Annotated in this window: 16 protein-coding genes and 1 pseudogene; 16 read left to right on the top strand and 1 reads right to left on the bottom strand. The window is 32.9% G+C overall.

Annotation, left to right across the window (positions count from 1 at the left end; all coding sequences use genetic code 11):
* Window positions 1-21 precede the first annotated feature (21 nt).
* The 9 genes from JCM15457_RS12700 (at window position 22) to JCM15457_RS11790 (ending at window position 8,686) form a co-directional block, all read left to right on the top strand.
* The gene (locus JCM15457_RS12700; protein ID WP_369384631.1) at window positions 22-162 is read left to right on the top strand and encodes an HNH endonuclease; all 141 of its coding nucleotides are present in this window, start codon (window positions 22-24) and stop codon (window positions 160-162) included.
* A gap of 215 nt (window positions 163-377) precedes the next feature.
* Window positions 378-827 (top strand): P27 family phage terminase small subunit, encoded by a 450-nt coding sequence (locus tag JCM15457_RS11435; protein ID WP_034990039.1) that lies wholly within the window; start codon window positions 378-380, stop codon window positions 825-827.
* Complete coding sequence (locus JCM15457_RS11430) at window positions 820-2,526, top strand: terminase large subunit (RefSeq protein ID WP_034990037.1); 1,707 nt, start codon at window positions 820-822, stop codon at window positions 2,524-2,526. The genes JCM15457_RS11435 and JCM15457_RS11430 overlap by 8 nt, the downstream gene beginning before the upstream one ends.
* Window positions 2,527-2,679: 153 nt before the next feature.
* Window positions 2,680-3,702: a phage portal protein gene (locus JCM15457_RS11420; protein WP_034990044.1), complete on the top strand. Its 1,023-nt coding sequence runs from the start codon at window positions 2,680-2,682 to the stop codon at window positions 3,700-3,702.
* A gap of 11 nt (window positions 3,703-3,713) precedes the next feature.
* Entirely contained in the window at window positions 3,714-5,183 is a 1,470-nt protein-coding gene (locus JCM15457_RS11415; RefSeq protein WP_034990034.1) for a phage major capsid protein, read from the top strand.
* Between the two features lie 61 nt (window positions 5,184-5,244).
* On the top strand, window positions 5,245-5,520 hold the full coding sequence (locus tag JCM15457_RS11410; protein WP_034990032.1) for a head-tail connector protein: 276 nt from the start codon (window positions 5,245-5,247) through the stop codon (window positions 5,518-5,520).
* Window positions 5,521-6,348: 828 nt separating this feature from the next.
* Window positions 6,349-6,864, top strand: coding sequence for a DUF536 domain-containing protein (locus JCM15457_RS11405; RefSeq protein ID WP_051993497.1), 516 nt, complete (start codon window positions 6,349-6,351; stop codon window positions 6,862-6,864).
* A gap of 38 nt (window positions 6,865-6,902) precedes the next feature.
* A complete protein-coding gene (locus JCM15457_RS11400; protein WP_161633676.1) occupies window positions 6,903-7,274 on the top strand; it encodes a DUF5839 family protein in 372 nt (123 codons plus the stop codon).
* 830 nt (window positions 7,275-8,104) lie between these two features.
* Window positions 8,105-8,686 (top strand): SHOCT domain-containing protein, encoded by a 582-nt coding sequence (locus tag JCM15457_RS11790; RefSeq protein WP_051993495.1) that lies wholly within the window; start codon window positions 8,105-8,107, stop codon window positions 8,684-8,686.
* Between the two features lie 145 nt (window positions 8,687-8,831).
* Here JCM15457_RS11790 and JCM15457_RS12545 read toward each other — a convergent pair whose 3' ends face one another.
* Window positions 8,832-8,957 carry a hypothetical protein gene (locus tag JCM15457_RS12545; protein WP_268870136.1) on the bottom strand — a complete coding sequence of 42 codons (126 nt, stop codon included), beginning with the start codon at window positions 8,955-8,957 and terminating at the stop codon, window positions 8,832-8,834.
* Between the two features lie 485 nt (window positions 8,958-9,442).
* Here JCM15457_RS12545 and JCM15457_RS11390 point away from each other — a divergent pair.
* The 7 genes and pseudogenes from JCM15457_RS11390 to JCM15457_RS12475 form a co-directional block, all read left to right on the top strand.
* Window positions 9,443-9,784 (top strand): annotated as a pseudogene (locus JCM15457_RS11390) (BRO-N domain-containing protein); the annotation flags it as partial.
* Between the two features lie 128 nt (window positions 9,785-9,912).
* Entirely contained in the window at window positions 9,913-10,134 is a 222-nt protein-coding gene (locus tag JCM15457_RS11385) for a hypothetical protein (RefSeq protein ID WP_034990028.1), read from the top strand.
* Complete coding sequence (locus tag JCM15457_RS11380; protein WP_034990026.1) at window positions 10,134-10,391, top strand: hypothetical protein; 258 nt, start codon at window positions 10,134-10,136, stop codon at window positions 10,389-10,391. Before JCM15457_RS11385 ends, JCM15457_RS11380 begins: the two co-directional genes overlap by 1 nt.
* Window positions 10,392-10,806: 415 nt before the next feature.
* A complete protein-coding gene (locus JCM15457_RS11375; protein WP_034990024.1) occupies window positions 10,807-11,697 on the top strand; it encodes a hypothetical protein in 891 nt (296 codons plus the stop codon).
* A 78-nt stretch (window positions 11,698-11,775) separates the two neighbouring features.
* Window positions 11,776-12,411: a hypothetical protein gene (locus tag JCM15457_RS11370; protein WP_152537327.1), complete on the top strand. Its 636-nt coding sequence runs from the start codon at window positions 11,776-11,778 to the stop codon at window positions 12,409-12,411.
* 541 nt (window positions 12,412-12,952) lie between these two features.
* Window positions 12,953-13,303 (top strand): hypothetical protein, encoded by a 351-nt coding sequence (locus tag JCM15457_RS11360; protein ID WP_034990020.1) that lies wholly within the window; start codon window positions 12,953-12,955, stop codon window positions 13,301-13,303.
* Window positions 13,303-13,533: DUF8602 domain-containing protein (locus JCM15457_RS12475; RefSeq protein WP_034990018.1), on the top strand; the 231-nt coding region annotated here is incomplete at its 3' end. The genes JCM15457_RS11360 and JCM15457_RS12475, both read left to right, overlap by 1 nt.

Genomic DNA, 13,533 nt, shown 5'->3' with positions numbered 1-13,533 from the left:
AACAGTGGGAATTTTGAAGGCATTCCTAGGTTCTCGACTTCAGTAGATCATATTAAACCACTGTTTTTAGGTGGAGATCCATATAATGAGGATAATTTACAGGCATTGTGCGAAGTTTGTCATAATAAAAAATCTCTCGAAGAAAGACGAGAGAAAAAATAAAATAAATTATTATAGTTTTATAAGAGATTACTTATTTAAAAAAGAGGGGGGCGTGGTTGGAAGTGCTCGCAATGGCATGCCCACTCAGAAAAAATAATTCCGCCCTTTTTTCATTTTTAAAAAACAAAAAAATAAGCATATTCAACCACTGATAGCCTTTATATAAGGCTTTTTTGTATGCTTTCATTTTAGTATAAGGAGGTAAAAAAAGCAAGATGATTCAAACAGAAAACACAAAGAAACATTATTCAAAAAAAGAAAAAATAGACAGAGAACAAGTGGCAAAAATTTTAACAAATAAAGAAGTAACATTAATTCCAGCACGATATTTAAATGAACAGGGAAAAGACTATTTTCAATATTTAGTTGATATTATTGAGGATTCAGATATTCCATTCGATTCAATAGATGAAATATCTTTAAACTTGTTGGCTGAAAATTTGTATCAGGCTGCTGAAGCAATTAAGAACATTCATGAAAATGGAGTTATCACAGTAGATGGCAAGAAAAACCAAGCCACAACGATATTTAATTCAGTTTTAAAAAATATTGATTCTCTTTTAACTTCGCTTAATTTAACCATGAACCAAAGAGTTAAAACTTTACTCGCAAACGTTCAAAATGAGAACATTGAAGATCCATTCAAGGAAGTTATGAATGACTGATTATGTTTTAGAATATTGCGATAAGGTTTTAAATGGTGAAATTATAGCAAACAAGAAAGTCAGATTAGCTTGTCAGCGTGAAATTCGGGATCGTGGACGTATTAAAGATGATGATTTTAATTATTATTTTGACTTAAAACAAGCAAACAAAGCAATTAATTTCATGGCTTTAATTCCAAAAACGGACGGTACAAAGTTAGAAATGGCTTTATTTCAAAAATGGATAGTTGGCAGTCTTTACGGTTGGCGTGAAAAGAAAACAAATAATAGGCGTTACAACAAGGCTTTTATTTCAATGGCAAGAAAGAATTCAAAGACTTATATAGCTAGCTGTATAGCCATAGCAAGTCTTCTTTTAGAGAATAAGCCAGCTAAAAATAGACAAATACTATTCGTTTCAAATGCTCTTAAACAGGCTCAAATTGGCTATAACATGGTGTCTAGTGAGTTGCGGCAGGTTGTCAAGTTGTCGCCAAGTCTTAGAAATACGCTAGACATCAAAAAGAAACAAATAACCAAGTTAAATGATGATTCTTTTGTGATTGCATGTGCTGGCAAAGCTGAAACATTAGACGGATTTAACCCAAATTGTTGTATCATTGATGAATTTCACCAGGCAAAAGATCATTCTATTTACAATGTTATTAAGTCAGGAATGGGACAACAAAAAAATGGCTTGTTATGTATTGTCAGTACTTCAGGTTTTCAATTTCATGCAATGTATGAAGATTATCAGATAATGAACGACATTCTAAACCAAAAAATAGACAATGAACGCCAGTTTATAGCTATTTGGGAACTAGATGATAAAGCAGAGATAAACGACCAAAATAAATGGATCAAGGCAAACCCGCTTTTTGAGATTCCAGCAGTTAAAGAAACTATGCTAGAAAATATGCAAAATGATGTTGATTTAGCACGTGCGCAGGGTGATCTAATACCCGTTCTAGTAAAGAATTTCAACATGTGGTATCAAAGCACTAGAGATAGTTTTATAAGCCATAAAGAGTGGCTGAACGCTATCACAGAGCCTATTAAACCATTTAAACAGGATATTATTTTCGGTATTGATTTGAGTAAGTCTAATGATTTAACTTCAGTTTCATGGATCATTCCAGATTTTGATAACAATAAATTTTATTGTGATAGTCATAGCTGGGTAGCTACAAAATATGGGTTAATTGAGAAAATGAAGACAGACAATATTAATTATCAAGCATTGGAACAAAAAGGTGAGTGTGATATTACAACACTTGAAAGTGGAGTAATCGACTATCAAGCTATTTTTGAGTTCATTAAAAACATGGTAGATCAAAATAACTTGAATGTTTTGGGCGTTTGCTATGATCCTTGGAGTTTTGGTTATTTGTTGGGTGATTTTGAAAAACAAGATTATCCATTAATTGAAACCGCACAAAACAACAAAACTCTTTCATTCCCAACAAAGCAATTCAAAGAATGCTTGTTGAACGGACAAATAAAGCACGCAGATAACAAACTTTTAAGCATTGCAGTAGATAACGCTATTTTGATTTACGATTCAACAGGACAATGCAGGATAGATAAAACAAGGGCTAACAACAAAATAGACCCGATTGCTTCACTTATGAACGCTTGGGTATTTTGCAGTAGTCAGATTATAGAAGGAAGTGGCAAGGCAAACAATGAGTTTTATAAAAGTGAAGAATTTTCTTTTTAAATATGTTCAAACGATTTTATTAGTTATTGGATTAATTCTAATAGATTTTGGAGTTCTAGCCTTGCTCAATGCAGGGGCTTTTTTAGTATGCACTGGTTTAAGTGTTTTAAGCCTTGCATTCTTAATAAATTACGAAAAGCAAGGGGGTAAATAATGAGTTTTTTTTATGATTCAACAGATATAGAGCCAGACAAAGACACAGCTTTTATTGATGCAGTTGTTTCAATGAGTAACACAGATAGTGTTTTTGTGGGCGCACAAGCGTTAAGGAATGCGGACGTGTGGGCAGCAATAAGAATTATTGCGAGCGATATTGCAAGCAATCGTATCAAGTGTGAAGATCAAAAAATCGAAACACTGATAAATGATAAGCCCAATGACATTATGAACGGCTATCAATTTAAGTTTGTTTTAGCTTGTCAGATGCTATTAAGTGGCAATTCGTTCGCAGAAATTAAAAACGATCAACTTAATTTTTTAAAAAATAGTTGTGTGACAGTGACGCAAGACGACTTGACGGGGCAAGTAAAGTATTACCACCAACCTTCAGGCGGAACAAAGCGCCAGATTGCGCCTAACAGCATACTTCATTTTAAAATTTTCACTCAAGACGGTGTGACTGGAATAAGTCCACTTTATTCATTACAAGATGAATTAATTATGCAGAAAAAGGGCAATAACTTGTTGAAAGGCTTTTTTGATAGTCCACAAAGAAATGTTTTAACAGTTCACAAAAGTGATCTTTCAACAGATGCAAAACAATCAATCAGACAGAAATTTGAACAGGCTAACCAAGGCGCACTCAGTTCGGTTATTCTTGACGATTCAATGACACTTTCACAATTACAAATTGATACAGGTATTTTGAAAGTTATTAATCAAAATAATTTTAGTACACAAAAGGTTGCGAGTGCATTCGGATTGCCTCAATCAATGCTAAACGTTGAAGAGGTCCATAGTAACCAGGAACAAACGAGTTCGCAATACTACCAATCAACAATTTACAAATATTTTGCATCAATTGAAGCAGAGTTGAGTTTTAAGTTTGAAAAGCAATTCAAATTTGAATCATCAAACTTGACAATAAACAAACAACAAGAGATTAACAATATTTTGAATTTTGTTGATAAAGAAATTTTAGATCCAAAAGATGCAAAAGAAAAATTAAATTTATAGGAGGTTAACATTTGAAAGATATTCGAGTTCTAAAAAAATCAGAAATTCGAGCATTAGAACCAGATAAAAAAGATGATCAAGAAACGTCACAACTTCAAATTGAAGGCTATGCAATTGTGTTCAATGAACCGTCAAAAGTACTTGATGACTTTACAGAGATTATACAAGCACAAGCGTTAAACGGCGTTGATTTAAGTGAGGCTCTATTACTTGCGGATCACGATTATAGCAAGCCTTTAGCAAGTGTCAAGGCTAACACTTTACAACTTGACATAGACGATAAAGGACTTCATTTTGTAGCACAACTTGACGAGCAAGTTAGTTATGCAAAAGATGTATTTCAAAATATTCAAAATGGAAATATTTCATCTATGAGTTTCCGTTTTGATGTGGCGGATGGCGGCGATCAATTTACAGAAGACGAGCAAGGAAACATTACACGTACTATTGTGCAGATTCAAAACTTGTATGAAGTATCTACTGTAACAATTCCAGCTTATGACTCTAGTTCAGTTGATACACGCAGTTATGAAAAATTTATTGATGATAAAAAACAAAAAGAAAACAAAGGGGCTACTAAAAAAATGACAGAAAAAACAGTAATTAAACCAGAAGAAACAGAAACACGATCATTTGAAGACTATATTCGTACACGTGGTGAGAAACGAGATGGACTAACAACGGATGGCAACGGTGTGATCATTCCGAAGGAAGTTATTACACCTATCTTTCAATCAAAAGTAAGTTCAAACAAGCTTGCTGATTATGTAACGGTTAAGCAAGTTTCAGTCGGTCAAGGTAGTTACCCAATTTCAAGTAATGATCCTTCAAAGGTTTTGGCAACCAAAGCAGAGCTCACAGAAATTGGAGACGTTGACGCAGGTGTTAAAGGCGTTGATTTTAAGGCTGAAACACGTGCCGGCAAGATTTATCTTTCAAATGAATTGCTAGACGATAATGCAATCAACTTTAAGGCTGAGGTACAAGCACAGCTTCAAAAGTTAGTTGATAATACTGATAATGCGCAGATTTTGGCTTTGTTGAAATCATTAACAGCACAAACAGCAAAGAGCCTTGATGATGTTAAACAGTTGAAGAATACAAAACTTGATCCTTCACTTACACCCGTTGTTATTGTGAACCAATCAGGCTTTAACTGGTTAGATACTCTCAAAGATAACGAGGGACGTTACATGCTCACAACAGACGTACAAGCGCCTACGGGTAAGGCATTGTTTGGGTTGCCAGTTGTGGAGTTAGCTGATTCGGTATTGCCTAACGTGGCAGCTGGTAAATTCCCGATCTTTATTGGCGACCTAGCTGAAACCATTGCATTATTCCGCCGTAACCAGGTGGCTGTAAATTGGCAACAATTTGATTCATATAGCCAAGGACTTGCGGTTGTCGTTCGCAACGATTATAAGTTCATTAACCAAGATGCAACAGTTGCTATTACGGTAGATACAACGACAGCAGGTTAAAAATAAAAGCAAGGATAATTCCTTGCCATACATAGAAATTTGAATGAAAAGAGGTTAAATAATGGCAGAAACACAAACAGACTTACAAAGATTAAAAAATAGCTTGCGTGTTCCCGATTCAATCACTGAAGATGATGCGCAGCTTCAAAATTATTTAGACGCAGCAAAAGAATATCTATCTAACACAATAGATGATCAAGATAGATTATCGACTGAAAGAGCTAAACTTGTTATGTTTTCGATAGCAGAGCTTTTATATCAGAACAGAGGAAATCAAAAAGTTATGAAGGACTTCCCTTATACGTTGCGTGTGTTGATTAACTCACTTAAATATTAAAACAACTCAAAATAGACTTCGCGCGAACTAGAAAATTGCTTGCGGTGAATGTGTTTATTGGTTGAACGTTCTCTAACGAGGTAGGATCTCAGCGAGATACTTTTAGATATTGCAACGGTGATCAATGATTATAGTTGAATTATGTTTATTTTGTTTAAAATAGTTGTCACAGTAAAATTATCATTTTATTGGGATTAGGTGTTACTCTTTTTGGGTAACACCTTTTTTATTGCAAACAAATAGACCCCAGCAATTAAGTTGGAGTCCATGAGTGTTGTGGATTGTTCAAGTCCACTTAAGTGATGTAGTCTCAATGACTATTACTATTCCTACTTAAGATAATATCATGACCTAATTACTAAGTCCAATATGGTATACTAACTACTGGCTACAGTACAAGGCTGTTCACCTTTAATCAAACTGTATGCTAGGCGGTGATAGTCAAGATGACTATTTCTATTCCAACTACTTTAGTTATAGTTCTATTCCTTTTATGGTTAGAACACAATAACAAGAAGTAGAATAAAGCACTAGGATTAATTATCCTGGTGTTTTTTTATAAGTGGTATACATTGTGCAATTTTAAAAAATTGGTATTTTGTGAATGGAACCTAAAGGATTAAAATGGGTTTGTGAATTAAGGTCAATTAGCAAGCCTCTTAAAAGCACTGGTATAGCTGTTACTCAATATAATCAGCATTATGTTAACTAAAATTGGTATTATAAAAATTTATATGCTGATAGACGTATTCTAACACCATTTTTAGCGTGTCAAGTGTATAATCAAGTTATGATAAGTTGACAATCAACTTGAAAGAGGTGACTTGAATGACTAGTATAACTCAGTTGGCAAAAGAACTTAAAGTGTCACGTGCAAGGGTTTATCAAATTATAGAGAAACTAGACAATGATAAAAAGCCTAAAAAGAAAGACGATAGATACATTTTTGATGATCAGGCTGTAAATAATATACGTCAATACTTTATAAAGACTTCGATCAAGTCAAATGACACTAGACAAAAGAAAATTGATAGTAAAGACGATAGTCAAACTATACGTATACTTGAGAGTCAACTTGACGTAAAGGATAGACAAATAGAAAAATTACAAAAATTAGTTGATCAGTCACAACAATTACAGTTGCAAACTCAAAAACAATTAGAGTCAACTAGTGAGAAATTGAAATTATTAGAGTCTAAAAAAGAGACCTCTGACAAGTCCTCAGAGAACGTTAAAAAAGATTCTAATATAAATATAAAGGAACAATCACAAAAGCCCTCAGATGACACGAGAGAGCCTAGAAACGGCACTTCAGGACGCAAATGGTGGCAAGTATGGAAGTAATGAACATGAATAATTTTAAGGAGTGAAAAAATATGCTGATGCCAAGAATTGTAATAGCTGGCTTTCACATTGAAGATGATCCAGAAAAAGGCAAGGTATTAAACACTAAGAAAAAATATTATTGGCGAGTATCTGCACACACAGAAAATAAAAAAGTAGATGGCAAAAATATAGAGTTTAAAAAAGGTCATTTAGCAGATGTTCTTACCTACAGAGGACCGCAAAAAGTTTTTATTATTGGCGTATGTATAGCGGAACAAGAAGAAGTAAAAGAATGGGCTAAAAAGTTGCAACGAGTTTTAAAATATCATTTGGAACCAGCAGACACGAGATATATACAGCAATATAAAGAATATTTAAAAAAAACAAAAATAGATACCCAAAATACACACGCAACTAAGGAAGATTAATTCAAAATTGACAGTTACAAAATTTTAATGTTATTATTGTCCTGACAAGTGAATAAATGGACGCAAAAAAATAACCCTCAGCACGGACATGCTAGGGAAATTTGAGACCTAATTACTTCAACTAATTAGGATTTTTCGAGGAAGATACCACAAATATCCGACCTCTAATATAACTATATTCTATCATATGTGTGAAAAATTTCAAGAAGTTTGGAATGCAGACAAGATAAAAAGAGTTATACTGAAAATCTTTTTTAGTTGAAAAGAGGTTATATAGGTATAACTCTTTTTTTGTTGCAGTTGGTTACTGTTTTAGTCACAGGTTTTGTCTTCCTTCTATTAACCATTGAATTGACACGTGCTTGTGGTTCGTGACCACGAGTGTAGCGCCCTCGAATGGGATCACATTGGTATGCTAAACCTTACAGAGTTAAACGCTGTTAAAGACGTGGCTGGATGCTTAGGAAATGATACGGACAATCTTATTAGTTGTGAGTTCTTACTGTCTATCACATTAAATAAAAGACGAAGTCTAATAAGAACAAGGGCTGAGTGAGTTTAAAATGTCTGTTGAAATAGTTTATTGAACGCTAGAAGTGACAAGCGCAAATGTTTGTAGCTAACGTTGATCAAACTATTTCAAGCTTTAAAAGAGATTAAGCTATTCATTTTTAGGATAGCTTTCGAGAGAGCAACTGCTCAATGCTCTTAGGGTTTAAGGGCAACTATACTCACTAATAGGATTGCTTAAAATGTTTTTATTGATATTAATGTTTATTATTTGAATATTGGTATATTATTGTATGTGTCGAAAAGAGGTAATCTGTAAATTGAATAATAAATTGATTGTTAGAAGGTTAGTTTCGGGTATTTTATTATTAGTGGTGTCGGTTTATACATTTTATAGAAGTTATGTATTTTATGGGGTTCCTGCAAAATTTCCAAATATAATGGATAAGGAACTTAAAGCTTCAATGAATGGAAATGGTAATGCGTTATTAATTAGTGGTATTACAGTTTTGATAATTGGGATTTATTTTATTTGTACTTGTAATCAGAGACCATACAGGTGGATAGAGAATACTATAGTATTTGGCTATATTTTTATTCAATTTTTTTGTAGTTATCTTATTGGAGTAACAGGTGGAACCCTAGAACCTATTTCCAAAGAACTATTAGGTTTATCATTGTTTATTATTGCTGTTGGATTGCCTTTTAAACATGGATTTAAAGATATGCCTTTTGTTAAAAAGGGTGAAATAATCAGCAAACAAAAGAAAGAGAATAGTAGTCAGGAAATACCTGTTATAAGTGAAGCCAGACAATTAAGAGAGCTAAAAAAACTACTTGATGATGGAATTATTACACAAGAAGAATTTAATGCTAAAAAGAAAAAGGTATTAGGCATCTAAAATCATGGTTTTATTCAAAATGTGTGGCTCATATTGAACTTCTAACAAGCTCTATTAATTTTTGAGTATAATCTACTGCAAAACTTTAAAACGTCTTAGATTGCTTTATATGAGCTATTTTAATATATTGCAATGAAATATTGATTTATGTGAGGTGTTCCCATTCCTGCCGAGCTGGGCGCTGTTTCCCACCAAGGTTGCCCTGAATTGGGGCGTCCTCTTTAACCTCGAGTTTCTCGATATTAGGAAAATTCAACATAGGAGTCGCCAAACTGCAGACCCCTATATAAACTGTGTACCCAGATCGAGTACGCAGGTCAATGTGAATAATTCACAATCGCCTCAAAACAGGGCAGGCTTTGTAAACGTTGATAGTGAAGATAAGCTAACCCGTAGTTTTAACGTATCAGGTCAAGGTAGGTACACATAATGACCCTGCTTTAATTAGCTGAGAACGGTGAGATTGAATTTGATGCAAAGAGAGCCGTAATTGGACTAGGAATTACTCATATTTCAAAGGGTTGTGTTTGTATCTTTTGGGATCGTGTTAATCGTTATTTAAATGATGTTTCCATCCACGCACGCAATTATACGCTTAAAACAAAAATTTCTAAAGGTGATTTGCTTACTGAATCACAATTCTTAAAAATAGCAAGCAAAACAAAAAGTAGTCGATCAGAGAAGTTTAAAGATTGGGTAATTAATAACTTCCTTGTAAGTTCAAAAAGAAAGCAGGTAGAAGAAGTGAATGATTTAATGAATTTTGATTTTAAGGGGAATCAAGTTAGAACAGTTAAGATTAATGATGAACCATATTTTGTAGGAAAAGATGTTGCTGAGATTTTGGGATATAAGAATCCTCAGAAAGCATTAAGAGATCATGTTGATGATGAGGATAAAACCAGTGCCCTAATTCAGGGCAGTGGTTCGAATTACAAGAGTAAGACAATTCTTATTAATGAATCGGGTTTGTACAGTCTAATTTTATCAAGTAAGCAACCACAAGCTAAAGAATTTAAACGTTGGGTTACTCATGAGGTTTTACCAAGTATTAGGAAACATGGGGCATATATGACAGATCAGAAGGCTGAACAAATATTTTTTAAATTATTTCCAAAAATCTATTGACAAAATCAAAAATGTGTGTTATATTTAAATACTATCTTGAATTCAGATAGATATTTTTTTACAATTCAAACAAACAATAATGTTAGGTGGGATAATTTATGGATATAGATATAGCAATGCTAAAAAGGTATATTGATGCGACAGGTGTCAGCAAATCAACTTTAGCAAAACAAATTAATCTAAGCAGATATACAATTTATGAGTTGTTAAAAGATCAGGATAAACGGGAGTTTGAATTATCAGATGAAACAAGAATAAAGATTAGGAATTTTTTATATCAGAAAATGAAGTCTATTAAAGAATTGGAGGAATTGAAATAATGAAAAATATTTTTAATTTAGAAGGATTTATTACAACTTACAAAATATTGAGCACTAGGCGAGGGAAACCTTTTGTTGTTGCAAATTTAAAAGTTGGAAAGAATGAGATACCTGTAACCTGTTTCGATATGGATGGCTGCAAATGTATTAAAAATAATCAAGGTGCAATAATGAAGTTTTCGGGATTCATTAGTACAAGAAAAGTAAATGACAATGACGTGCCTAGTTTAATTGTAAGTGGAGGTGTACCAGTATGATGGTTATTATTTGATCAAATATATTTAATTTAGATTATGTGTCGGCATAAAAGAAGTTCACTTTTATACCGTCTCGCAGGCAAGCTGCTCGTTTATATTGATATTAGTTTGATTAATTTAAAAATAAATAATGTAATAGTAAGACGTGAGCAACTTGTTTGCGAACGGGAGTAGGAAAGCGAACTTCTTTCATACGACACACAACAAAAGTATAAAATAAAACTTCCACCCACTTTAAAATGGCTATAACCGTTGGGGGAGTAAGAAAGTAGTGATATTTGGTAAGGTAAGTTTGTTAGTATAGGTATGTGTTATTAATCACGGTCAAACTTGTTTTGAAAATCGCACTTGATCCTTACTCGCTCTAGGCTTCCACTCATTATAGGCGCGGTGGAAAAATATGGGAGGTGAAAAATTGGATAGTATTGAAATAGCAAAAAATAATTTGAAAATCATAAAAAACAAAGAAGAGATGAAAAAGATATTAGGCATGAATGTAACGATCAATAAAAATATTAAGTTGTTGCGCCCTATATTAATTACTTTAAATAAGGAGATGATAAAAAATAGCATTTCAGGAATTACAAAAAATAATGTAATTAAAATTAATGCAACTGAAATCATTAGAAGGCAAAATAAAAACACAAGAAGTAAATTGATAGACAAAGATAAAAATGGACACATAAAAGGCGATAAAGTTAGAAATCTGATTAAACTTTTGTGTACTGCTGGAACGGTAAGAAAGGTCGGGAAAGCAGATTTAACGACCTCGAAAGTTAAAGAAATAAATAATGCTAGGAAAGAACAATCTGCTAAAGACTTTTATAAGTCCATACCCGTTTATTATGAAATACTGGATATTAAAAATGCAGATTTTACAAGATTACAAGGATTCAATGAAAATACTAAACTAAAATATGCGGCTATTTTTGACATGTACGGTAAAACGATAGCAGATAACACATTTAACCGTGTATATGGTGACAATAAAAAAACAGAAGAAGGAGTACAGGGAATTGAATATTTGAAAAATATGCTGATGATTAAAGAAGTTTATTCATTAAGCGAGGTAGTAGAAAAAATTAGTAAATTTGCGATAGTTCCAATGTTAAAAGATAGTTGGAAAAATGTTCATACAGGAAAAGAGAAAAAAAGTTCTACTTGGTGGCGAGATTATTTCAAAAGTTTATCCAGTAAATATTTATCAGATAATAATTTGAAAATTTGTATGGCTGGAAAATTAAAAAAAGACATGAAAAAAAGCACCGACTTCCGAACCAGCACTTTAGTAATTACAAGTATGTAATTTTTTAGGTTGTTAGTGGTATTGGAGTACCATTTACAACCTCTATTATAACAATGAAACGTTGATATATCAAGGATAATGGAGGAAAAAGATAATATGAGCATGAGTTTAGCTGAGTACCATCAGAAGAAAATTGAAGAAGAAAATAAGGATTACAAAAATTTCACCGAGCAGGATCGACAAGAAAGAGAAATAGTCGAGAGATTGACGACTAGACAAAAAGAAATTGATCCAGATGAAGAGTATAAAGAAATTTTAAAACAAGTTGTCGTGTATCAAACAATAGACGTTAAGAAATGTAGCAAGGTGTTAGATGAAAAATATTCTAGGATCGTTTTGCACAAGCTGAAAAAAGAATATACACCAAGAGAGACGATATGCGATTTTGCAGATCATATTTTTATTGAGTTTAGTGGAATACAGCACAATGAGACGAAGAATGTAAATTGTTATTTAATTGAGCTATGGAGCATATATAAGAGCTATATGAAAGACAGTAGTTTCAGTGTGAGACGACAACAAGCAACTTTTGAATATTTTAAGGCGTATTTTAGCAATCAATTTATTGTGCGTTGGTACAATCCAAGAGTTGAAGGGATACAAACAGGCAGAAAATTGTTAGTTCAGAACTTGCCAGACTTACAAGAGCAAGCAGAGAGCTTGAATGTTAAAGTTGTACGAAACAGAAAAGAACAACAAAAAGTACAAAAATAATCAGTATTTTTGTAAAAGTATATGTGAGTGTAAAAATATTGCAGAATATACAATATTGCGTATATTCTACTCCATATATGTAGAATGGAGATATTAGAAATGGATTCGACTATTAGAGATTTTAAAAGAATAGTTGAATTAAGTGGAGCAGATGCAAACATTTCAAAACTTGCTTCGTTATGTGATTTAAACAGATTAACAGTGCGTAGAATTTTAAACAGTGATTATTATATTCCTTCACGTATAACTTGCGATAAGATCCAGGTATATGTAGATCGTATAAGAACTTCCTTTTAAACTATCAAGGGAATTAACCTTGATAATACATAGTGTCCTTCCTTACACTATTATTCTTTTTCGTTTAAAGCTTTGATATCCAGTATTGTTAGACAAGAGTTTTATTCTTTTCATATTCTTTCACTCTTGTCTAATACATAACACTCCATATATATTCAACTTTCATAATATGTAAGTCTACATTCGTAGGCTTTTTTATTATACATAAATAAACATAATTGATTAAAAGGAAGAGTGATGATAATTGCAAGCAAGTTTGAGTGAACTAAAATACAAAGCCACGTTGAATCAAAAAGGTTGGAAAGAGCTGGCAAACGGCAACTCCATACCAGTGAACGGACCGTTATTTGATTTTTGGTATGGAAAGAGTAAAACGAACATCCAGTATCAAGTGAAATCAAATGCGTTCAGTGAATTAAAAGGAACGTACTTAATTTTTACGCCACATAATCCGAGCTTTAAAGATGCTTTAAGTAATACTAACTATACGGTAACCATGGATGGTCAGACCTATAACATTGCTTACCTAGATATTGATGATTCAATCAATGGAATGGATCAAATATGTTTGAAGTTAGTTAGCAAGAGTTCTTAATGAAACCAATGAAGCAATGCAATCATGCAGGCTGTAGGAAGCTTATACCGTTTGATACAGCGTATTGCGATAAGCATAGGCAAGATAGTAAGCGCAAGCCACATGATGCAATAGACAGCAAAGCAGAGAGTATACGAGTGCATCATAGTTATAAATGGAGAAAGATAAGTGAACGATATCGTTTAAAGAATCCAGTTTGCGAGCAATGCTTAAAAGATGTTAGGGATCCT

This window comes from Liquorilactobacillus sucicola DSM 21376 = JCM 15457 (assembly GCF_000612445.1).
GTDB lineage: Bacteria > Bacillota > Bacilli > Lactobacillales > Lactobacillaceae > Liquorilactobacillus > Liquorilactobacillus sucicola.
Note: the sequence above shows the minus strand (reverse complement) of the source record. Positions and strands in the feature narration are given on the sequence as shown.

Coding starts and splice junctions, on each gene's coding strand:
- JCM15457_RS11410 (WP_034990032.1), top strand. CDS start 5,245: ATGGCAGAAACACAAACAGACTTACAAAGATTAAAAAATAGCTTGCGT.
- JCM15457_RS11380 (WP_034990026.1), top strand. CDS start 10,134: ATGAAAAATATTTTTAATTTAGAAGGATTTATTACAACTTACAAAATA.
- JCM15457_RS11370 (WP_152537327.1), top strand. CDS start 11,776: ATGGAGGAAAAAGATAATATGAGCATGAGTTTAGCTGAGTACCATCAG.
- JCM15457_RS11385 (WP_034990028.1), top strand. CDS start 9,913: ATGGATATAGATATAGCAATGCTAAAAAGGTATATTGATGCGACAGGT.
- JCM15457_RS11400 (WP_161633676.1), top strand. CDS start 6,903: ATGCCAAGAATTGTAATAGCTGGCTTTCACATTGAAGATGATCCAGAA.
- JCM15457_RS11405 (WP_051993497.1), top strand. CDS start 6,349: ATGACTAGTATAACTCAGTTGGCAAAAGAACTTAAAGTGTCACGTGCA.
- JCM15457_RS11430 (WP_034990037.1), top strand. CDS start 820: ATGACTGATTATGTTTTAGAATATTGCGATAAGGTTTTAAATGGTGAA.
- JCM15457_RS11420 (WP_034990044.1), top strand. CDS start 2,680: ATGAGTTTTTTTTATGATTCAACAGATATAGAGCCAGACAAAGACACA.
- JCM15457_RS11435 (WP_034990039.1), top strand. CDS start 378: ATGATTCAAACAGAAAACACAAAGAAACATTATTCAAAAAAAGAAAAA.